This is a genomic window from Phytoactinopolyspora limicola (assembly GCF_011320225.1).
Taxonomy (GTDB): Bacteria; Actinomycetota; Actinomycetes; order Jiangellales; family Jiangellaceae; genus Phytoactinopolyspora; species Phytoactinopolyspora limicola.
Map to the genome: position 1 here is coordinate 147,314 of NZ_JAAOEN010000002.1, position 21,913 is coordinate 169,226.

Consider the following 21,913-nt stretch of genomic DNA (forward strand, 5'->3'; position numbering starts at 1 on the left):
CATGTACCCCGTCCGTACCACGCAGTCCTCCCGGCGACGCCGGGCCACGATGCTGACCCGGGTAGCGCTCACCCCGGCGGTGCTCACCCCGCTCCTGCTGGTCTCGCTGACCAGTACCGCACCCGCCGCCGACGAGCCCGGTGTTCCCGGCACAGCCGCTGTGGAACCCCTGTTCGTCGACGACTTCACCGACGGCGTCGCCGGGTGGCAGGCCATCGCCGGTTCCCTCGACGAGTGGAGCACCACCCACGCCGAGTTCTCGTACGTCACGGTCGACACTCGTGACCAAGCGGCTGGCCGCTACCTGGTCCCAGCTGCTGAGATCGACCTGCCCGAGCACTACGAGGTACGCACTCGGGTCCGGTTCGAGGCCGCGACGTCGTCGCCGACGGTGAACCTGCTGACCGATTTCCGTGAACCACTGGTCGTCACCGAGCGCAATCTGGCGGCGCAGATCACCGGGCCAGGCGGCATCCGCGCCGCCCGCCCGCTGGGCCAGGCCGTGGTGTGCTCCGGGGCCGCGCCGATCGAGACCGGTGAATGGCACGACCTGCTGATCCGCCGGGCGGGAGACATCTCGGTGATCGAGGTCGACGGGCAACCCGTCGCCGCCGTCGACTCCCCGACGGCAGGTGGCACGGTCGGGATCGGCGTGTATCACGCCCGCGCGTCGTTCGCGTCGGTCGCCGTACACGAGTTGTCCGGCATCCCCGACGGTCACCCCACCGAAGCCACCGGATGTGAATGGCACGAACCCGAGATCGATCAGCCGATCATGCTGAATCAGAGCGGGTTCAACCTCACCGAGACGAAACGGTTCACCGCACCACGGGCCGAGGACGGCGCCCCCTTCACCATCACCGACGAGTCCGGGACGGTGCGCTACGAAGGCACCGTCAACGGCGGCGTGGGCGACTTCACCGAGTTCGACCCACCTGACGTGGGCCCCTTCACGGTGGCCGTCGACGGCGCGGCCGGCAGCGGCGAGTCGGTTCCGTTCGGGATCGGGGCGTTCTGGCTGGAACGGGTCTCCTACCGGCAGGCCATCGCGTTCATGACCGACGTGCGCTGCTACTACGGCAGGATGGACTTGATGGCGCACGGCGGCACCGACCCGGCCAACTGCCTTTACGGGGTGGGCTGGCGCGACTCCCACCAGTTCTCGTACGAGCTCAACTCGCTCGTCGACCTCTACCTGGCCAACCCGTCGGCGTTCGAGCAGATCACCGACCCGGACGCGGTCTACGTGGGCCTACCGGAACAGCTGCCGGTGGATACCCCGGAGATCGCCCGGCTGATCCACTGGGCCGTCGAGGTATACCTCGACGGCGAGGTGAACCACACGATGCTGAAGGAGCAGCTGGCATCGTTCCTCTACGCCTACCCACACCTGGAGCAGCACATCCCGCGGGACGTCTACGAGCGGGCCCGCGACTACCTCTTCCCGTTGTGGGACCAGCCGGCGAAGAACCGATTCGCCTGGCACGAGTACACCGACCACACCGCCGACCTGTTGCAGGTATACACCCAGATCGGCACTGGTAAAGGGGAGTTCCCCGTGGGCCACTCGATCTGGCCCAACGTGATGATGTACGAAGTCGCGGTCCGTGAAGGACACGACGACGCCCACCGGTATCTCCAGGCCGCCCATGACCAAACCGCGTGGATCCTCGAGAACGTCGATCCCAGCGACCCGCGCGTCACCAAGGGCCAACGGCAGGGCGAGCACCATCTGATCACCGCGCTCACCCGGTTCACCCAGGCGCACCCGGATGCCGCACCGGCTGGCGTCGAGGACTTCGTCCGCGCCTGGGCGCAGGTGGTCGTCGACCGCTCGGACAACCTGTGGGACTTCCGACGCTACTCGGGCGACCGGTGGACCATCCCGTCGTTCACCGGCGGCGGCGCGTCCGACCCGAACGAGACCGGCAACGTCGCCGGCTTCGCTGCACCAGCGCTGGCCGCGGTCCGGCTGCTCGGCGACGAGGATCTCTTGTCCGCCCGGCTGCGGGGTATCGCCACCGCGCACGTCGACAACATCTTCGGGCGTAACCCGACCGGCCGGCACGCGTCACACCGCGGCCCCACCGAACAATGGGGTTTCGAGGGCGTCGACGTCGGCTGGTACACGGAATATCAGGGTGGTGCCGGACGTCTGCAGGGAGCCCGCGGGGTCCTGGACGGCAGTCCGAAAAACGACCACTATCCCTACAACCCGTCGGTCGGAAACATCGGCCACTCCGAAGGCTGGGTAACGTTCAACACCGCGTGGAACACGTCGTTGGCGTGGCGAGCGGCAGACACCACCGACGTGACGGTTCATGCCGGCGACGGCAGCCCGGTGACCGCACTGGCCCCCGGAGAAACGGCGACGATCACCCTGACCGCCCCGCTCAACCTGCACGCCAACTCGGTGGACGAGGGGCTGGTCGACGTCCACAACGGCGACGCGGATCCGGTGCAGGTGCAGGTCCGGCAGACCGATCCGGGCGCCCGAACGTTCACCGGGCTGCTCGACCTGGACGACCTCGGGGCCGAAGCCGGCGACGTGGTCACCGTCTCGTACGGGTTCGGATCCTTCGCCACCAGCGTGCAAGTCGAGGTGGACGCGTGCCCGGACGGGTTCCCGGCGGACGAGACCATCCGGTTCGGTACCAGCGACTCGGGGGTTCCGAACTACGACCGCGGCGACGGATGCACATTCTTGGACGTCGTCTGGCAGACCGCCCCGTTCGACGGCCAAGGAGACCTGGTCCGTTCCGTGCGCACCACGGCCAACGACTGGCGTGCCGAAGGGCTCTTGGACCGGGCTGAGGCCCAGGCGATTGTTGCCGCGGCGGCCGGGTCCCGGGATTGGTAGTGCCCACGTAGCTCGCCGTCCACCCTCCCCGTTGTGCACCTGATCTCCGTTTTGTCACCTGATCTTTTGCATGGGAGCGATCAGATGCGGTGACGACGTGTTGATGGCGGGTGACGGCGCGGTCGGTGCATCTGATCGCATCCCGAGGTATGGACGCGTGGCGATCAGATGCATGAACGGGGCGCATCGGTGGGTTAGTGCATCTGATCGTCAACACCCATGACGCCGATCTGCGTCGTCACGTGCCACGCAGGACGTCGTCGAACGCGCCTGGACAGTGGGCGACCGACTCCGCGCGGGTCAACGTTCAGTCAAGCTCACTGCACAGGCACACCCCACACTCCCCACCTCATTCTCGACGGCCTAGTGGGGCGGGGGCGGCAGACCCGCTAGATCAGATGCACTACTTGCCCTGACATGGCTGTCTGTACATCTGATCGCTACGTGTCCATACCTCGGGATGCGATCAGATGCACCCACCACGCTGCCACGTGCGTCAACGCGTCGCCGGCTGCATCTGATCGCTCCAAAGAAAAAGATCAGGTGACAAACGGAGATCAGGTGCACAACCGGGGGAGCTCGGCTATACGGCTGCGGCACGCTGCGCTGTTGCGTGTCTCCGCTTGGTAACAGTTTCGACAATGAGCCTCTACGTCATCTTGACCGGAAATTATTTTCTCGCTACGTTCCGGGCTATTGGTCTACACCAATTGCACCGCCGAACGCTTGCCCATGTACCGGTCACCAGCGACCCCGGGAGCAGCACCATGTAGGTCACGCGACTCACCGCCACCCTGGCGGCGTTCGCCCTTGCCCTCACCGCATGCGGCGGTGACGACGACGGCGACGACGCGCCGGGCACCCCTGACGACAACGGCAACGGCGCCACCGACGACGGCGAAGACGAAGACCCTGACGCGTCCGAGGTACGCCGCGGTGGCACGTACACGACGATCATCACCCGCCTCGACGCCACCGCCCCGGCCAACCCGTTCAACCCCGACCCGAACTCCTGGGGCGGATACAACGCCATGCGTTTGGCCTGGGTCAAGAACCATCCGACCAGCCCTACCGAGTTCTACCCCGGCCTGGCCTCGGAGTGGGAGGTGTCCGACGACAACCTCGAACTCACCGTCACCATCCATCCGGATGCCACCTGGTCGGATGGGACACCGGTGACCGCCGAGGACGTTGTCGTCTCCTCGAACATCGCGTATACCCGGGGGTCCGGTGCCTTCATTCTCGACCCGGGCGCGGCTGGCGCGGCGTCAGACATCGAGGTGGTCGACGACAAGACGATCCAGTTCACCCAGGACCCGGAGAACCCCACCCGCGAGTTCGTCAACGGCATCATGAACATGACGATCGTGCCGGCCCACGTCTACGGTGACCTTCTCCCGGCCGACTTCGAGCAGACACTCGAGGCCGCACGTGGTGACGACGACGCCGCCGACGATGCCCGCGAGGCGGTCGCCGAGGCAGGTGAGGCCGTCGTCGGATTCGCTCCGGAGGAGGACATCTCGGCCGGTCCGTACGTGCTCGAACGGATCAACCCCAGTGAAGCGCTGCTGGTGCGCAACGAGCACTTCCACAACGATCACCTCGTCGCTCCCGATCAGGTGATCGTGCGCAGCTACGACGGCAACGAGCAGGTGTGGGACTACCTGCGCGCTGGTGAGCTCGACTCCTCGCACTTCGTGGCGGTGCCGGCCGACGTGGTGCAGCAGATCGAGGCGGTTCCCGGCAACGAGGCCAGCCGCACCTACTCGCCCGTCGTCGCCGGCCTGGCATTCAACCAGTCCTACGAGCCGTTCGACGACATCCATGTGCGGCGGGCTCTGGCCTTCGCCCTCGACCGCGAGCAAGTGGTGAACATCGCCAGTCCGGACGGCGGCGTGGCCGCCACCACGACCTCCGGCATGCACCAGGAGGTGCTCGACGCCTGGGTTGGTGGTGCCGCGGGTGACCTCGAACCGTTCGCTTACGATCTCGACCGCGCCGCGGAGGAACTGGAAGCGGCCGGTATGACCCAGGAGGACGGCCGCTGGATCCAGGCCAACGGCGAACCGTTCGAGGTGCCGATCCAGGTGGTCAGCGGCTTCTCCGACTGGATCGCAGCGGGTGAGAACATGGCCACCCAGCTCAACGAGTTCGGTATCGACTCCGAGATCCTCACCGCCCCTGACTTCACCGTCTATCAGGAGGAGATGGCGGCCGGGGCCTACCCGGTGGGCTTCTGGCTGATCGGCCTGGGCCCGTCGCCGTACAACATCTACCAGCGGCTCTACGGTCAGTCGAACGGCTGGCAGGTGCTGGCCGGCCAGCTTAGCTACTCCGAGCCCGGTGAAGACGGCAACTGGAAGGGTGGCCCGGAAACCTACGAGGTGGAGGGACACGGCACCGTCAACCCGGGCGAGCTGGCCCACGAACTGCGCACCGCCGACGAGGCCCGCACCAACGAGATCATGACGATCCTCGCCCAAACCACCAACGAGCACCTGCCGGTGGTCCAGATGTGGGACTACGTCAACACCCAGTTCTCCAACAACACCCGGTTCATCACCGACCCGCCGGACGACGCCCGCCGCGTCACCGGCGTGACCAGCCTCGCCGGCATATGGATCCAGCAGGGCTGGGTCACCGCGGTCGAGTGACGCCGGCGCGAGACGGATATAGACGACGTTGAAGGGACTAACACGACGGCTCGCGGGCCAGCTGGTCCGCGGGCTCGTCATGATCTGGGTGGTGCTGACGTTCACCTTCGTGATCATCAGCATCATGCCCGGCGACCCGGTCCGCGCGATGTACGAGCAGCTGATTCAGCAGGGCTACTCACCGCAGCAGGCCGAGTCCGAAACCGCGCTGCTGCACCGGTTCCGGCCAACGGGGAACATCGCCGAACAGTACGTGGAGTACATCGGCTCGCTCCTGCGCTTCGACCTGGGGCAGTCGATGTACACCAGGGTCGACGTGGGCGACGTCCTGCTCGACGCGGCGAAGTGGACGGTCATCCCGGTACTGCTCGGCACCATCCTGAGCTTCGGCCTGGGTGTGTTCATCGGCGTATACGCGGCGATCAAACGGTCGAGCAAACTCGGCGACGCGCTCACGATGTCCGGATCGCTGCTCCGCGGCATCCCAGACTTCGTGATCGGGTTGACCCTGGCCGCGATCTTCGCGACGCTCTGGCCAGTGCTGCCCAGAGCGGGTGCGGTGGACATCAGATACGAGCCGGGGTTCAACCTCGACTACATCTTCTCCCTCGGTTACCACGCGATCCTGCCGGTGGCGACGTACACCATCTCCGCCTACGGCGGTTTCATCCTGGCGATGAAATCCAGTGTGGTGACGGTGCTCGGCGACGACTTCATCCTTGCCGCCGAGCTACGCGGCATGAAGCGGTCGATCATCTTCCGCTATATCGCGCGTAATGCGATCCTGCCGCTGTTCACCGTCTTCGCGCTCTCCATCGCGGCGGTGTTCAGCGGGGCGATCTTCATTGAACGGATCTTCAACTATCCCGGGCTCGGAATGTTGCTGATCAACAGCATCGGTCGCCGCGACATCACCGTGATGGCCGGGGCACTGCTCTTGATCACTATCGCGGTAATCATCGCCAACATCGTCGCGGACATGTTCTACAGCGTGATCGACCCACGGATCCGAAGGGCAGGTGAACGCGTATGACCTCGTCGTCGATGGTCGACGTCACCACTAAGGGCCCGTCGATGCGCCGGAACTTCTGGCGCGGTGTCTGGCGGGTGATGAAACGCAAACCGAGCCGGCTATTCGGTGCGCTGCTCATGGCCCTGTTCGTCTTCATGGCCACGATAGGGCCGATGCTCTACAGCCGGCCGCTGCCCCGGGACCCGAACAACTTCTTCGCCTCCCCGAGTCTGCGGCACCCGTTCGGCACCGACTTCCAGGGCACCGACGTCTTGTCATTGGTGGTGATCGGCTCCCGATACGTCCTGCTGACCGCCTTGATCACCGCCGTGGTGACAATCGTGCTTGGCGCGTCGATCGGGTTGTTCGCCGGATACCGCCGGGGCCGCATGGACGCGGTTCTCATGCGGATCACCGATATCAACCTGACCATCCCGGGTATCCCGATTCTGCTGGTGCTGTCTACCGTGTGGCAGTTCGCCAGCCCGTGGGAGATGGGCCTGGTGCTGGGCCTGCTCGGTTGGGGCGCACTGGCCCGCGCGGTGCGTTCGCAGACGCTGTCGTTGCGGGAGCGCGGGTTCATCGAGGCGGCCCGCGGGTTGGGCCTGTCCACCCCGCATATCGTCTTCCGTGAACTACTCCCCCCGATCGCCCCGTACATCGCGATGAATCTGCTGATGAGCATGATCCTCGCGGTGTGGGCCCAGGTGGGCCTGTTCTTCCTCGGCGTGATGCCGGTGATCGGGGAGAACTGGGGGGTCATGCTCAACCGGGCGGTGTTCGACTTCGGCGCGATGACAACGGCCGCTCGGCTGCCGTACATGCTGGCTCCGTTGCTGGCGCTGATGTTGCTCACGGTTGCCATCGTGCTCGTGGTAGACGCCATGGACGAGATCTTCAACCCGCGGCTTCGGGAGGAATAGCGGTGCCCCTTGCCACCCGCTCCGCCACCGGCGGCACCTCGGATACACCCGGCGCCGCCGGCGTGCGGATCCGCGGCCTGACCGTCGTCTACAAAACCCCCGCCGGGGAACTTCCCGCGGTCCGCGACATCAACCTCGAGCTGCCGGCGGGCACCGTAACCGGCCTGGTCGGCGAGTCCGGGTCCGGGAAATCGACCCTCGCGTTGTCATTGCTCAACGCTGTCCAACCACCGGGCCGAATCGCCGCCGGGCAGGTGGAGATCGACGGCATCGGCGACGTCGTCGGGCTACGCGGCGAACGGCTGCGCAAGGTCCGCGGCGGTCAGGTCGGGTACGTGTTCCAAGCCGCCCAGAACTCGCTCAACCCGCTCAAGACCGTCGGTAAACAACTACTCGACCTTGGCCGCTCCCACGACGTGGACAATCTGCGGGCGCTGGTAGCCGAAGCCAAGCAGTTGCTCGGACGGATGGGGCTGGACGGCGCGCGGGTACTCGACTCGTATCAGCACGAACTGTCCGGCGGGATGCGCCAGCGGGTCGGCATCATGTTCGCCCTGGTACTCAACGCACATCTCGTCGTCCTCGACGAACCAACCACGGCACTCGACATGATCACTCAGGCGAACATCTTGGAGATCATCCGGGATATCCACGCCGAACGCGGCTTGACCACACTCGTCATCACCCACGACATAGGTGTGGTGGCCGAGGTGGCCGACCGGCTGGCAGTCATGTACGGCGGGCAAGTGGTGGAGCAGGGTCCGGTCCGGACGGTGCTCGGCGACCCCCACCATCCGTACACTCGCGGGCTCATCCGGGCCATTCCCCGGCTCACCGGTGGTATCGACGAGGCACAAGCCCTACCGGGCCGGCCACCAAACCTCATGACGTTGCCGACGCAGGGTTGTGTCTTCCGCGAGCGGTGCCCGCTGCGTATGGAGGTTTGCGAGACTGTCGACCCGCCCCGCGTCCACCTGGCTGGCCGGCTGGTCGCCTGTCACGCCATGACCGGTCCGTCCGACGTCACACCCACCGGCCACGAGGGAGCCACCCGATGATCAGCGGCCGGGGAATCGTCAAGACGTTCCGTCAGCGCGGCGACGTTCTGGGCAAACGCGAGGTCAAGGCACTCCGAGGGGTCGACTTCACCATCCCACGGGGTGGCGCGATCTCCTTCATCGGCGAGTCCGGATGCGGCAAGACCACTCTCGGACGCATCATCGCCGGCCTGGAGACCTACGACGAGGGTGAGCTGACCATCGACGGCGTGGCGATGTCGTCCCTGCGTCCGCGCGCCCAGCAGCCCCACTTCCGACGGGTGCAGCTCATCCACCAGGACCCGTACTCGGCGCTGAACCCGACCCGGACCATTCACCAGGCTCTGCACGATCCACTCAAACTCCGGGCCCGGCAGCTCGGAGCGTCGTCGTCGTGGATGTACCAGCGGGCCCGTGAGCTGCTCCAACTGGTGGACCTCGACCCGGACCATGTGCTGGCCCGCTACCCACATCAGCTCTCCGGCGGCATGCGGCAGCGGGTGGTGATCGCCCGCTCCCTCACCGTCGACCCCGATGTGTTGATCGCCGACGAGGCCGTGTCGATGATCGACGTGTCGCTACGGCTGGGTATCCTCAGCCTCCTTCGCGACCTGCGGGAACGGTTGGGGGTGAGCCTGCTCTACATCACTCACGACGTCGCTACCGCCCGTTACATCGGCGCCGACGGCGACATGTACGTGATCTACCGAGGCCAGATCATCGAACGCGGTCCCACCGAGACGGTCATCGCCAACCCCGTGCACCCGTACACCCAATCGCTGCTGTCGGCGATCCCGGTGCTGTACGGCATGGAACAGCCCGGCCCCGAGCAGGTGAAGCCCCTGAACCCGGCCGATGCCGGCACCGACGATAGCGGTGCGGCCGCAGCCCAGGCCGGCATAGACGACACCGGCTGCCTGTTCGCCGATCGCTGCCCGTTCAGAACCGACCGGTGCACGGCGGAGACGCCGGTGCTGGGACTAGCGGCGCCAGAACACCAGGACGACGTCGCAGAAACTGGCGGGGGCCGGGTTCATGCGTGTTTCCACCCCATACCGCGGCAGGTCGCGGCCACCTCTGTGCAAAAGACGTGAGGCGTGGAAACGTTGGGGAGATGAACGACCTCCCGAGCATGACGCTGGAAGAGAAGATCGCCCAATTGTTCGTGCTACGTGTCTACGGTTCCACCGCCGACACCACCGATCCGGCCGCGGTCGAGCACAACCGAGCGGCCTACGGCGTCGACAACGCAGCGGCCCTCATCTCCACGTACCAGCCGGGTGGCGTCGTCTACTTCCGTGACTGCGGCAATATCGAGAACCCCGTGCAGGTCGCCCGGCTGTCCAACACCATCCAGGAGGCCGCCCTCGGCCGCAAGGAAGGCACCTCCGTACCGGTTCTCATCGCCACCGATCAGGAGGGTGGCCGGGTCGCCCGGATGTCGCCGCCGGCCACCTGGTTTCCGTCGGCCCGGGCGCTGGCGGCCGCCGGCGTCGAACGAGCCCGTGAGGTCGCCACCGTGATGGGGCGGGAGCTGCGCGCCATGGGCATCCGGCAGAACTACTCCCCGGTGGCCGATGTCAACGTGAACCCGGACAACCCCGCCATCGGCGACCGCTCGTTCGCTACCGAACCTGCCACCGTGGCCGCCTTCGTCCGCGCTCAGGTGCGGGGATTCCAGGATGGCGGCGTGATCCCCACGGTTAAACACTTCCCCGGCCACGGCGACACTCACGTCGACACCCACAACGGCCAAGCCACCATCACCCACAACCGAGACGAGTGGGAGCAGCTGGACCTGCCGCCTTTCCGGGCCGCACTCGAAGCGGGTGTCGACGCGGTGATGACCGGCCACCTGATCTTTCCCGCACTCGACCCCACCGGCTCCATCGCGACCACGTCACACCCCATCATCACCGGCGTGCTCCGCGACGAACTCGGCTTCGACGGTGTCATTTCCACCGACGGCCTCGGCATGTCCGCGGCCCGGCTCGCCCATGACGACGTCGAGGCGCCGCTGAAGGCCCTGCAAGCGGGGGCGGACCAACTGCTCACCCCGCCCATAGGCGCCTTCCCGGCCGCGGTCAAGGCCATCCGGCAAGCCGTCGAGGACGGCGAACTGACCACCGAGCGGATCGACCAGTCGGTCGAGCGGATCTTGCGGCTCAAGCGCCGGGCCGGCCTGTTCAACGACCCCATGGTCGACCTCACCACCGCCGGAGGCGTCATCGGCGCACGGGCGCACCAGGAACTGGCCCGGCGGCTGATCGGCAGCGTCTCGTAGAGCCCGGGTGCCGCACCCCGACCACCACCTTCCTCCCCCGGCTCCCCCGCCACCTTCCTCCCCCGCTCCCCTACCCCGGTGATCGTTGCCGCTTTCGCGTCGCCATAGCGACCCAAACTTGACTTCGATCACCGTCGAGGGCGGCCCGCAACCCCCGGTGATCGTTGCCGCTTTCGCGTCGCCATAGCGACCCAATCTTGACTTCGATCACCGTGGAGGGTGGGGGCAGCTCCGCTTGATCCAAACCATGGTTTAGGTTCTAGGGTCGTGGTGACACCAATGTTCCCCCGGACGCAAGGGACGATCGCCATGGCCACCACCGGCTCCACAACCCGCACCCCCGCCACATCGACGGATGTCGGGACCACCGCGGACGAAACCAGTGCCGACGCGGGCGGGCCACTGTTCGGCCTTGCCTTGGCCCACTCCGCACACCGCTTCGGCGAGACGCTCGAGACCGCCCGTCTTGTGGAGGAACTCGGCGGCGACCTCGTCACCCTCGCCGACCACCCGTACATCCCCAACGAACTCGAGACCTGGACCATGCTCACCGTTCTGGCCGCACACACGCAACGGATCACTATTGCGTCGAACGTGGCCAGCCTCCAGCTGCGGCCACCGGCGTTGCTGGCCAAAGCCGCCGCCACCCTGCACTTCGCCAGCGGCGGTCGGTTCGTCCTCGGCTTGGGGTCGGGTGACTCCGCCGGCAGTGCCTCGTTCGGCGGGCCACGGTGGTCGCCGGCCGAGTCGGTAGCGGCACTCGACGAGGGCATCGACCTGATTCGACGACTCTGGCAGCCGGGCTCTCCCGTCCATCACGACGGCCCCTTCTTCCAGGTGGACGGTGCGCAGGTCAGCCCCAAGCCGAAGCCGAGTCTGCCGATCTGGATCGGTTCCTTCGGCCCGAAGATGCTTGCCGTCACCGGGCGACGCGGAGACGGATGGCTACCCACCAATGCCTACCTCGATTTGGAGGGCGTGCCGCAGATGCAGCGCCGGATCGACGAAGCAGCAACGGCCGCCGGCCGTGATCCAAGCCGGATCCGCCGGGTGTTCAACATCTTCGGCCAGATCGACACCTTCCGGCCGGCCGAGAACAGCAAGCTCCTGAACGGGCCGGTCGACTTCTGGATCGAGACCTTGCGCGACTACCGGGACCGCCTCGGGTTCGACTCGTTTGTGTTCTGGCCCCGGTCCGATCGGATGGAGCAGGCCCGGCTGTTCCTGGAGAAGGTGCGGCCCGCCCTCGTCACCGACTGAACCACCCCGGCAACAAGCTTCCATACTGTTGCCCTGGCGACAGCAAGCCTCCCTACCGCCACAGCGGCGGGCACGACGAGGTAGCGAGGTGCTACTCGACGGTGACAACAACCTCCATCTGCGGCCGGTGTCCAGGCACACCGCAGTAGAACGTGTACTCACCTGGTTCGAGGGTCACCGTGCCGACATCGGACTCGCCGCCGGCAGCCGCCACAACGACGAAGTCATCGAGCTCTTCGACCACGATGTCGTGGAGCATCTCGCCGACGTTCTCGAACTCGATCTGGATGGCTCCGGCGGGCAGGGTGTCGGGGATGCCCTCGTAATACAGGTCACCAGCCTGGACGGTGATCGTCTCGACGATTTCTTCACCGTCGTCGGGATCGTCCACGTCGGCATCGTCGACGTCGGGATCGTCCTCGTCACCGACATCGGGGCCGTTAAGATCATCGTCGGCGTCGTCGTCGGGCTGTTCGATCTCGGCCGCGTCGTCGGTGGGTCCGTCGTCGTCACCACAGCCGGCCAACCCGGCCAGGCCGAGGGCGCCTGCGGCAGCAAGGGCAATCATGGAACGGCGTCGCATGCGCCCCACCCTACCCACCACGTGCCATTTCCGTACCACGATGGGTCAGGACGCTGGCCCGCGTTCGCTCGGCATGTCCGCCCGCAACCGCTCGGTGGCAGCGAGCACCCGTTCGTGCTCGGTGACGTACGGCTGGTATTCGGGTGGAACCACCCCTCGCCCATACAGCGGACGGACCTCAGCGGCGAGATCATGGAGCGCAGCGAGATCGAATCCTTCGTGGGCGAGCCGTCCGGCTTCGTTCGCCGCGAACCGAAGGTCGTCGACGCGCCCACGCCACCCCGGGTTGCGCATCCGACTCTGTTCGTCGGCCATCGCCCGGGCGAGTGTGCGCAGCGCATCCTCCAGCTCAGCCAGTTGGGCCCGACGAGCTTCGAGGTCCAGCTGGATCTCTGGCGCGGTTTCGGCGTCGTCGTCGGAGCGGTTGAACAACTCTCTGACGCGGTTGAGCACACCCATCGTCCGGACCTCCTCCCCGTACCTTAACGCTCCCGGCCCACCTCATCATCACCGGACTTCGCTACCGCCAGATGGCGGAATCGGCCTCGCCGAGCCGCGAACACCATCTGGCGGTAGCGAAGTCGCGCACAGGCACCGCAAAGCCTATTTGATCATGGCGCTCAAGTGCACTTTTCTCAGCTTTCGCGGTAATGCCGTATCGTCCGAATGACCGACCCTTATCCTGGACGAACAGGGGAGGGTGAAGAACATACATCGCTCACCGAGTGCCGGCAGCCCACCACAGCAGGAGCGGTCCATGACAGTGCGCATCGACCACGCGACTACCACCGGGACATTCAGTCTTGATGGTCGCACTCTCGAAGTGGAGAACAATGTCTGGGTGCTTGGAGACAACTCCGAGTGTGTGGTGGTGGACGCTCCGCACGACACCCAGGCCATCCTTGCGCTCGTCGGAAACCGTCGAGTGACCGCCATCCTGCTCACCCACGGGCACGACGACCACATCGGCGCCGTCGGTGCGTTGTGGGACGAGACCGGCGCACCCATTCACCTGCATCCGGCCGACCGGCTGCTCTGGGATCTCGTGTACCCCGGCGTCGGCCCCGATGTCGACCTGCACGACGGTCGGCGGATCACCGTGGCCGGAATCGACCTCCACGTCCTACACACCCCGGGGCATTCCCGTGGGTCGGTCTGTTTTCACGTGCCTGATCTCGGCGTGCTGTTCGCCGGTGACACCATCACCGAGAGCGGGCCGGGCCCCACCGGTGGGTCGTTCAGCGACTCGGTATCCATTGTCGGGTCAATTCAGCGCCGACTTATCCCGTTACCTCCAGAAACCGTCATCCATACCGGGCACGGGAGATCGTCCACGCTGGAGAAGGTGGCCCCCCATATCAGCTCCGAAGCACATTGAGCGACAGCCTTTTCACATCGGCGCCGCCCTACCGTCCGCACACGCCTACCCAGATCCGGTCAGGCCGGACCGATAGGCATACGCGGCGGCCTCTCCGCGCGACGACACACCGAGCTTCGCGAGGATGTTCGACACGTGCACGCTCGCTGTCTTGGTGCTGATCACCAACGCCTCGCCGATTTCCCGGTTACTACGGCCGGCGGCGATGAGCGCCAGCACCTCACGCTCCCGGGTAGTCAGCCCAAGAGACAGTTCCGCCGCCTGCTCCGGCTGCTCCGGTTGCTCACTGCCTGGCAGCACCACCCGCTCCCGGCGGATCAGCTCCTCGATCCGCCGCCGGATCAGGTCGGTACCGATCCGGACGGCGTCGTCATGCGCCCCGCGCAACACCTGAGCCGCGTGGTCAGACTCGCCGGCGCGCAGCAACGCCCAGCCGTGCCGATACCCGGCGTACGGAATGAGATACACCGGCCCTTCGGACGCGGCGAGATGGTCAGTTGCGTGCTGCCAAGCAGCGACGTCATGCCCCGTGAGTTCAGCCTCGGTCAACGACAGCCACACCGGCAACGGCCACGTACTCGACAGCTCACGGGTGAGCCCTCCCAACCACGCGATGTCCTCCGCGGCGGCTTCGCTACTCACGGCACCGGTCCGGATGAGCCCACCGAGCGCCGCCGCGGCTGCGAACGCCACAGGTAGATGCTGACCGGGCACCAGGCGCGGGCTGTCGCGTAGTTCCTGGGCGCCGGCTTCCCATGCCACTGCGAACTGGTCGGTGGCGAGTGCCAACTCGGCGGCCAGGCGGGCATGGTAGGCCCGGCTCTGCGGATAGTAGCGCCGCCGCGACAAACGCCTCAGCGCCTCAGCGCTCAATCGGCTGGCCGCCTCGATATCACCCTGCCATAGCCGTAGCCGCGCGTGTTGCTCCAAGAGTTGGATGTAGTGCTCACCAGGTGGGTGGTGGGCCAGATTCTGCTCGATCAGCTGGCTCGCACTTTCCCATTCGCCCAGCTCAAGGAATGGTTCCGCAGCGTTGCCAGCCAGCATAGAGCCGAGAGTACGTCGGCGGCCGATAGCTTCAGCCCGCTCTCGGCCGGTTTTCGCCACCTTCACCGCGTCGTGGAAGCGGCCCACCAGACACAGGACATGCGAGAGGTTCACATAGCAGCGCAGCAGAATGGTCGGGTGGTCGTCGACCATAGGCCGCATCTGCTCGAGTACCCGCAAGGCGGGTTCGGGGTCACCTTGATCGCACCAGACGGTGGCGCGGGTGATCTGAGCCGAGGCGACGAGGGGGTCCGCACCCGCCCCGCGGGCGGTGTGCTCGGCTTCGTCAGCGACCTGCAAGGCCTCCTCGAACCGCCACTCCAGCATGAGCATGCCCGCCAACAGGTCCAGCATCTCGGCTCGCGCAACCGTCGGCGGGTCGGCGGGAATCAGCCGGCGGGCACGCTCCAAGAGTTCGACCGCCCCACCGAGACCACTCTTGCCGGTGAACCTCCCCAGCTGGGCGAGCAGAACACCGGCACGTTCCGGCTCTTTGGCCTCGTCGATCTGCTTCAGCGCCAGCTTCGTCAACGCCACCGCACGGTCTCGTTCACCGGAGGCGTACGCCTCATAGGCGGCCCGAGCCATCAGATCACCACGGGTGCCACCGGACACACCGATGGGATCGTCGATCTGGTCCCACAGCTCCAAGGCGCGCTCGAGCATGACCTGAGCGGTGGCGTGTGCGTAGTTGCTGATCAGTTCGTTCGCGGCGCTCAGCGACCAGCGGAAGGCGTTATCAACATCGTGAGCGGAATACCAGTGGTGGGCGATGGCGGTGGCGGAGTGGCCGTCTGGGACCAACTGATTGTGTTCTTCCAGCGTCCGTGCGTAGCCAACGTGGATGCGGGCCTTCTCGCCGGGAAGGATGTCGGTGTGAATGGCCTCATGCAGCAGCGCGTGCCGGAATCGGTAGCCGTTGCCGTCGACCACGATGACCCCGGCCGACACGGCCTCTCGGAGTGCCGCGTCAAGGGTGGTGATGTCATAACCGGCGACGGCTTCCAGCTTGGCATGCCCGATCCGCTGACCAGCGACGGACATGACCCGCAGCAATCGCTGTGCCGGTTCGGATAGGGACTCGACCCGGACCAGGAGGACCTCCCGCAGCGACTCGGGCAGTGCACCGTGTCCCGCGTGGTCTTCCACGTGGGCTAGCTCCTCCACGTAGAAGGGAACACCTTCGCTGCGCTCGAACACCCACTCGGCTTGGTCAGGCCCAACCTCGCGATCCAGCACCTGGGTCAGCTGGGCGCTCACCTGCTCACGGCTGAGCCGGGTGACGTCGACTCGAGCCACCCGGCGGGTCTGTTCCAGGTCGGCCAACAGCCCCCGTACCGGATGCCCGCGTCCGATCTCGTCGTACCGGCAGGTCAGCAGTAGCAGGACGGGAGCCGCGATGCTACGGACGGTGAACCGCAGGAGGTCACGGGTAGGACCGTCGGCCCACTGAAGGTCTTCGATCACGACCACCAGGGGGCCGTCGCCAGCGACCCGCTCCAGCAGAGATGTGATCAACTCGTAGAGTCTGCCCCGGCCGGCTCCGGAGTCCGGTGCCATCTCTATCTCCGGCAGAATAGCGCCCAGCGGAGCGGATCCCGGGCCAGCGAGCTCGATCAGCCGTTCGGAGCCCAACTCGGCCAGCAGGCCGCGCAGCACACCCGCGACCGGCGCGAAGGCAAGCTCTTCCCCGTCGAGCTCGACGCACTGGCCACGGACCACCCGAGCGCCGGCCACACCGGCCTCGACCGCGAACTCGTCGACCAGTCTCGTCTTGCCGATGCCAGCCTCACCGGCGACGATCACCGCGGCCGGCTGGCCGGCCTGCACACTCTTGAACACCTCGCGCAGGTCGGCCAGTTCGTCGTCGCGTCCGATCAGCGCCGCCGAGCCCAAATGAATCACCACACGTCCATCGTGCCACCAACCACCGACAATCGGGTCAGCCTCGACCGAGGCTCCGCCTCCCACCGATCACGCCACCCGCATCACTCCACCCGCATCACTCCACCCGCATCACTCCACCCGCGTCATGCCACCCGCGGTCGCACCTGGGCCGGTTTAGCGGCGGTACCCCGACTCCAGCGCCGACGACCCCACCGACGCTCGCCCTTGACTAGTGCGTGCGCCGCCGCGTCGGCCTGCATGGTCCGTGCCCGCTCCATATGAATGGCCCGATGGACTTCATCGTGGTAAATGTGCATCGTTCGCCTCCCGCTGGCTCTTCTCCTGTCTTTATCGAGAGTCGCCGTAAGAGGGGGGTTAGGACATCGGGTAAGTGCCGCATCTTCGCCGGCCACACCTACCTTAGAGAGCACCGCCGCGCCGCTAAGGCCATCTGAGGTCCACGCAGGCGCCGTGATACGTGGTGTCGTCCTTCGCTCGATCGCCGCTGCCATTACGTCGGCACCAACACGGCGCCGTCCACCGATCGGTGGACCCCAGGTTCAGCCGCCCGATGCTGCCGGGCACCCCCTCGTAGCGACCACGCTGAAGGCATGATGACGACATATCCCACCACGGCGGCCGTGAGCGTGCGCGATCTGCGTAAGGCCTACAACGGCACGGCGGCGGTCGACGGGGTCGACCTCGACATCTCGACCGGTGAGATCTTCGCTTTGCTCGGACCCAACGGAGCTGGCAAAACCACGACGGTGGAGATCCTGGAGGGTTACCGGCGACGTGACGGCGGCACCGTCGAGGTGCTGGGGACCGACCCGGGACGAGCCAACCAGGCCTGGCGTTCGCGGATCGGCATCGTGCTGCAGAGCACCGGCGGCCATGACGACCTCACAGTGGCCGAGGTGATCAACCACTTCGCGCTGTACTACCCCGATGCCCGCCAGCCAGATGAGGTGATCGCGGCGGTCGGCCTGGATGACAAACGCAAGACCCGGGTGCGCCACCTGTCCGGCGGGCAACGGCGCCGCCTCGACGTGGCACTGGGCATCCTCGGCCGGCCCGAGCTGCTGTTCCTCGACGAGCCGACCACCGGCTTCGACCCGGAGGCACGGCGGGAGTTCTGGACGTTGATCTCGTCGCTCGCTCACGACGGCACCACCATCGTGCTGACGACGCACTACCTCGACGAAGCCGAACACCTTGCCAACCGGGTGGCGGTGATCGTCGGCGGCCGCATCGTGGCGCTGGACACCCCCGCCAGTCTCGGTGGCCGCGACCGCGATCACGCCATCGTCCGATGGCATGGCGCGGACGGTCGGCACGAGGTCACCACCGCCGAGCCAACTCGGGTGGTCAACGAGCTCACCACCACTTTCGACGGGGAGATCCCAGGGCTGACGATCACCCGGCCCACCCTCGAGGACGTCTACCTGCGCCTGATCGGCGACTCGACCACCACACACCAGACCATGACGGAGCAGCCATGAGCACGCCATCCACCTTGCCGGCCCGGACCGACGGATCGGCCGGAACCTCCGCCCGACGCCCGAATGCGCTCCGCATCGGCCTGGCCCGCGCGGCCCTGGAGCTGAAGGTCTTCTTCCGCGAAAGCGCGGCCGTGGTGTTCGTCTTCCTGCTCCCCATCGTCCTGCTCGGGGTGTTCGCGCTGGTCTTCGGCGGCGATGACACCTTGTTCGACGAACGGACCGCCGGCATCGACTTCGCGACCTACTTCACCCCCGGCATGGCCGCCGCGGGCATCATGATGGTCAGTTTCCAGACACTCGCGGTGGGTATCGCCGCCGAACGCGACGACCGCACGCTCAAGCGGCTCCGTGGCACACCGATGCCACCGATGGCGTACTTCATCGGCAAAATCGGCATGGTGTTGGCCGCCGCGGCGCTCCAACTGATCGCACTCCTGGTGGTCGCCGTCGTCGCCTTCGGGGTGTCGCTGCCGACGGAACCGGCGAAATGGGCGACGTTCGCCTGGGTCTTCCTGCTCGGCACGGCGGCCGGGACCGTGCTCGGCATCGCGTACTCGTCGGTGCCGAAGTCGGCCAAGAGCGCCGAAGCGCTGGTGGTCGGCCCGCTGCTGGTCCTGCTGTTCATCTCCGGGGTGTTCTTCGTCTTCTCGGACCTGCCGGAATGGCTACAGACCATCGGAGCGGTCTTCCCGGTGAAATGGCTCGCGCAAGGTATGCGGTCGGCTTTCCTGCCGGATGAGTTCGAGACTGTGGAAGTATCGGGATCGTGGGAGCACGGCCCAACCATCCTGATCCTGGGCGCTTGGATCGTCCTAGGTCTGATCTTCGCGCTGAGGACGTTCCGGTGGAAACGCCGCGACGACGGCTGAGCCCGTTGGGTGATGGCGGACCGTTGCCGTTCTTCGCGGCAGCGGTCCGGATCATCAAAACCAACCCGAAGGACAACCCCGGAGACGGCCCCAACTCCAGTAGCAGCGTGGCGGCCTACGACCAATGGTGGGAGCGGATAGAACCGTTCTGGCACGGCTTCTACCTCGGCATCCTGACCTTGGCGGCAATGACCACCGCCATCTTCGACCGCGACTCCGGGCAACGGCTGGCCACCCTCGCCCTGCTCGCCACGATGGCCGCCGTCTACGTCGCCTTCGGACGGCACCTGTACCAGCGTCCCGGCGGAATTCCGGCGGTCTTCTATTTCACTCTGACGTGGGCATCCTTCTACACGATCTTGGTAGTGAACTCGGGCAACACCACCGTCTTCTTCCTGCTGTTCGCGCTGTTTCCACAGGTCTGGGCCTATCTGCGGCCTCCGGTGCCGATTCCCGCGTCGATCACGCTGATCGCCGGGCTGACCATCACTCAGGTCTACGCGACCGGGTGGGGCTGGGAGTCCGCGGCCCGGCACGTTCCCGAGGGCATCATGCAAACCACCCTCGTCCTCCTCGTCGGCTTGCTGATGGTGGGGGTGGTCAATCAGGCCGAGCGGCGGGCCGAGCTGATCGACGAACTACGGGCGACGCGCGCCGAACTGGCTGAGACCGAACGGGCCCGGGGGATGCTGGCCGAACGGGAGCGGCTGGCCCGCGAGATCCATGACACCCTCGCACAAGGGTTCACCAGCGTGCTGACGCTCGCCCAGGCGATCGACATCGCGTTGGAACGCGATCCCGACCAGGTCCGCTACCGGCTGGAGTTACTGGAGCGCACCGCTCGGGAGAATCTGGCTGAGGCACGAGCACTGGTCCACGCCCTCGCCCCGATCGACCTGCAGGGTCAGAGTCTGGTCGAGGCTATTCACCGGGTCGCGGCCCGGTTCGGCGAGGAGACCGGTGTCGCCACAGACGTTGAGGTCGAAGGCGTGGCGCTGCCTATGACGCTGCATGCCGAGATCGTGCTGCTGCGCACGACGCAGGAGTCGCTGGCCAACATCCGCAAACATGCCGGCGCGTCTCGAGCTCAGGTGACGGTGTCCTTCGTCGGCGGCAGCGGCATGGTGTCGATGTCGATCACCGACGACGGCACGGGGTTCGATCCCGCCGACCCCAGCGGTGGTTTCGGTCTTCGTGGCATGCGTTCGAGAGCACAACAGGCCGGGGGCGGGCTCGAGGTGATCAGCGCCCCGGGGGCCGGCACCACCATCCGGGTCCACGTCCCGGCGGATACGACCACCTGACCCGGCAGCCCGACCGGCCCAGCTGCCCGACCCATCAGCCTGACGGCGCGGCCCGGCAGCCCGACCGGCCCAGCTGCCCGACCGGCCCGGCCTGAACCCCGGCACCCTAACCTGACCGGCACGGTAGCCTTGGCTCCCGTGCTGCGGCTTCTGCTTGTCGACGACCACCCGGTCGTGCGTACCGGCCTGGCCGGAATGCTCAGCGCGGAGGACGACTTCCTCGTCGTTGGCGAGGCGGGCGACGGCGACGAGGCGGTTGTGCTGGCCCGCACGCTTGAGCCCGACGTGGTGCTGATGGATCTTCGGATGCCACGCACCGACGGCGCCGACGCTACCGCTCAGATCCTCGCCGAGCGGCCGCAGACGCGAGTCCTGGTGCTCACCACCTACGACACCGACGCCGACATCGTCCGCGCGGTCGAGTCGGGGGCCACCGGATATCTACTGAAAGACACACCGCGGGCGCAGTTGGCCGACGCCGTCCGGGCGGCGGCGCGCGGCGAGACGGTGCTTGCTCCGCCGGTGGCCGCTCGGCTGGTGCACCGCATGCGTGCACCCTCCGCCCCTTCGCTCACGCCTCGAGAGTTGGAGGTCCTGGCCGCCGTCGCACAGGGCCGGTCCAACGCCGACGTCGGGCGGGAACTTCATATCGGTGCGGCGACGGTGAAGACCCACCTGATCCGGATCTTCGCGAAGCTCGGCGTCGACGACCGCACGGCGGCGGTCACCAAGGCGTACGCGCTCGGGATCCTGCCGACCCCGGGGGCGGAACCATGAGTGGCAACCGTAGTGCCGGGCTTCTTCTGTTCCGCCGGACCAGCGGCGAGCTCGAAGTGCTTCTGGGGCATATGGGCGGACCATTCTGGGCCCGCCGGGACGAGGCTGCTTGGTCGGTTATCAAGGGAGAACACCAGGCCGACGAAGAACCTCTGGCCGCAGCTCGACGCGAGTTCCAGGAGGAACTCGGCGTGCCGCCACCCGAGGTTCCCCACACCGCGCTGGTCGATCTCGGCAGTGTCCGTCAGTCCGGTGGCAAAACGGTTGCGGTCTGGGCGGTCGAAGCGGACCTCGATCCCAGCTCGATCGTGCCGGGCACGTTCGAGCTCGAATGGCCGCGTGGCTCCGGGCGGCTGCAGCGATTCCCGGAGATCGACCGGGTGGCCTGGTTCCGCCTCGACACCGCCGCCACGAAGATCGTCAAGGGTCAAGCCGCCTTTCTCGGCCGGCTCCGGGACCGGGTGGACACCCCGTGAGCCCTGAACGCGGTGGTGCGCCCCCGCACGTGACGGCCCAACCATCCGTGACCGAATAGT

The 21,913-nt window shown here is 66.7% G+C and carries 18 protein-coding genes; 14 read left to right on the forward strand and 4 right to left on the reverse strand.

Annotated elements, in window-relative coordinates; translation table 11 throughout:
- Position 1 precedes the first annotated feature (1 nt).
- Positions 2–2,860, forward strand: coding sequence for a hypothetical protein (locus G8760_RS06335; protein WP_166348536.1), 2,859 nt, complete (start codon positions 2–4; stop codon positions 2,858–2,860).
- Between the two features lie 701 nt (positions 2,861–3,561).
- Here the strand turns inward: G8760_RS06335 and G8760_RS06340 are convergent.
- On the reverse strand, positions 3,562–3,918 hold the full coding sequence (locus G8760_RS06340; protein WP_166348539.1) for a hypothetical protein: 357 nt from the start codon (positions 3,916–3,918) through the stop codon (positions 3,562–3,564).
- On the opposite strand from G8760_RS06340, the gene G8760_RS06345 reads away from it, so the two are divergent.
- From G8760_RS06345 to G8760_RS06375, 7 genes are all read left to right on the forward strand, one after another.
- Positions 3,892–5,514, forward strand: a complete 1,623-nt coding sequence (locus G8760_RS06345) for an ABC transporter substrate-binding protein (RefSeq protein WP_166348542.1) — start codon at positions 3,892–3,894, stop codon at positions 5,512–5,514. The two genes, G8760_RS06340 and G8760_RS06345, sit on opposite strands and share 27 nt — an antisense overlap.
- 28 nt (positions 5,515–5,542) lie before the next feature.
- Positions 5,543–6,547, forward strand: a complete 1,005-nt coding sequence (locus tag G8760_RS06350; protein ID WP_207782081.1) for an ABC transporter permease — start codon at positions 5,543–5,545, stop codon at positions 6,545–6,547.
- Positions 6,544–7,449 (forward strand): ABC transporter permease, encoded by a 906-nt coding sequence (locus tag G8760_RS06355; protein ID WP_166348545.1) that lies wholly within the window; start codon positions 6,544–6,546, stop codon positions 7,447–7,449. Before G8760_RS06350 ends, G8760_RS06355 begins: the two co-directional genes overlap by 4 nt.
- 2 nt (positions 7,450–7,451) lie before the next feature.
- Positions 7,452–8,507, forward strand: a complete 1,056-nt coding sequence (locus G8760_RS06360) for an ABC transporter ATP-binding protein (RefSeq protein ID WP_207782082.1) — start codon at positions 7,452–7,454, stop codon at positions 8,505–8,507.
- Entirely contained in the window at positions 8,504–9,580 is a 1,077-nt protein-coding gene (locus G8760_RS06365) for an ABC transporter ATP-binding protein (RefSeq protein ID WP_166348547.1), read from the forward strand. Before G8760_RS06360 ends, G8760_RS06365 begins: the two co-directional genes overlap by 4 nt.
- Positions 9,581–9,600: 20 nt before the next feature.
- Positions 9,601–10,770 carry a glycoside hydrolase family 3 protein gene (locus G8760_RS06370; protein ID WP_166348549.1) on the forward strand — a complete coding sequence of 390 codons (1,170 nt, stop codon included), beginning with the start codon at positions 9,601–9,603 and terminating at the stop codon, positions 10,768–10,770.
- 279 nt (positions 10,771–11,049) lie between these two features.
- A complete protein-coding gene (locus tag G8760_RS06375) occupies positions 11,050–12,030 on the forward strand; it encodes an LLM class flavin-dependent oxidoreductase (protein WP_166348551.1) in 981 nt (326 codons plus the stop codon).
- Positions 12,031–12,121: 91 nt separating this feature from the next.
- On the opposite strand, the gene G8760_RS06380 is transcribed toward G8760_RS06375, so the two are convergent.
- The gene (locus tag G8760_RS06380; RefSeq protein WP_166348554.1) at positions 12,122–12,613 is read right to left on the reverse strand and encodes a cupredoxin domain-containing protein; all 492 of its coding nucleotides are present in this window, start codon (positions 12,611–12,613) and stop codon (positions 12,122–12,124) included.
- A 45-nt stretch (positions 12,614–12,658) separates the two neighbouring features.
- The gene (locus G8760_RS06385; protein ID WP_166348557.1) at positions 12,659–13,072 is read right to left on the reverse strand and encodes a hypothetical protein; all 414 of its coding nucleotides are present in this window, start codon (positions 13,070–13,072) and stop codon (positions 12,659–12,661) included.
- 298 nt (positions 13,073–13,370) lie between these two features.
- Here G8760_RS06385 and G8760_RS06390 point away from each other — a divergent pair, with 298 nt between their 5' ends.
- Complete coding sequence (locus tag G8760_RS06390) at positions 13,371–13,991, forward strand: MBL fold metallo-hydrolase (protein ID WP_166348560.1); 621 nt, start codon at positions 13,371–13,373, stop codon at positions 13,989–13,991.
- Between the two features lie 45 nt (positions 13,992–14,036).
- Here the strand turns inward: G8760_RS06390 and G8760_RS30525 are convergent, their stop codons facing one another.
- Positions 14,037–16,946 (reverse strand): helix-turn-helix transcriptional regulator, encoded by a 2,910-nt coding sequence (locus tag G8760_RS30525; RefSeq protein ID WP_166348563.1) that lies wholly within the window; start codon positions 16,944–16,946, stop codon positions 14,037–14,039.
- Positions 16,947–17,539: 593 nt separating this feature from the next.
- Between G8760_RS30525 and G8760_RS06400 the strand changes: the two genes are divergently transcribed.
- The 5 genes from G8760_RS06400 to G8760_RS06420 all read left to right on the forward strand — a co-directional run bounded on the left by G8760_RS06400 (position 17,540) and on the right by G8760_RS06420 (position 21,853).
- Positions 17,540–18,427: an ATP-binding cassette domain-containing protein gene (locus G8760_RS06400; RefSeq protein ID WP_166349946.1), complete on the forward strand. Its 888-nt coding sequence runs from the start codon at positions 17,540–17,542 to the stop codon at positions 18,425–18,427.
- Positions 18,424–19,296, forward strand: a complete 873-nt coding sequence (locus G8760_RS06405; protein ID WP_166348566.1) for an ABC transporter permease — start codon at positions 18,424–18,426, stop codon at positions 19,294–19,296. The genes G8760_RS06400 and G8760_RS06405 overlap by 4 nt, the downstream gene beginning before the upstream one ends.
- The gene (locus tag G8760_RS06410) at positions 19,272–20,600 is read left to right on the forward strand and encodes a sensor histidine kinase (RefSeq protein ID WP_166348569.1); all 1,329 of its coding nucleotides are present in this window, start codon (positions 19,272–19,274) and stop codon (positions 20,598–20,600) included. The genes G8760_RS06405 and G8760_RS06410 overlap by 25 nt, the downstream gene beginning before the upstream one ends.
- Positions 20,601–20,738: 138 nt before the next feature.
- The gene (locus G8760_RS06415) at positions 20,739–21,377 is read left to right on the forward strand and encodes a response regulator (protein ID WP_166348572.1); all 639 of its coding nucleotides are present in this window, start codon (positions 20,739–20,741) and stop codon (positions 21,375–21,377) included.
- Positions 21,374–21,853: an NUDIX hydrolase gene (locus tag G8760_RS06420; RefSeq protein ID WP_166348575.1), complete on the forward strand. Its 480-nt coding sequence runs from the start codon at positions 21,374–21,376 to the stop codon at positions 21,851–21,853. The genes G8760_RS06415 and G8760_RS06420 overlap by 4 nt, the downstream gene beginning before the upstream one ends.
- Positions 21,854–21,913 lie beyond the last annotated feature (60 nt).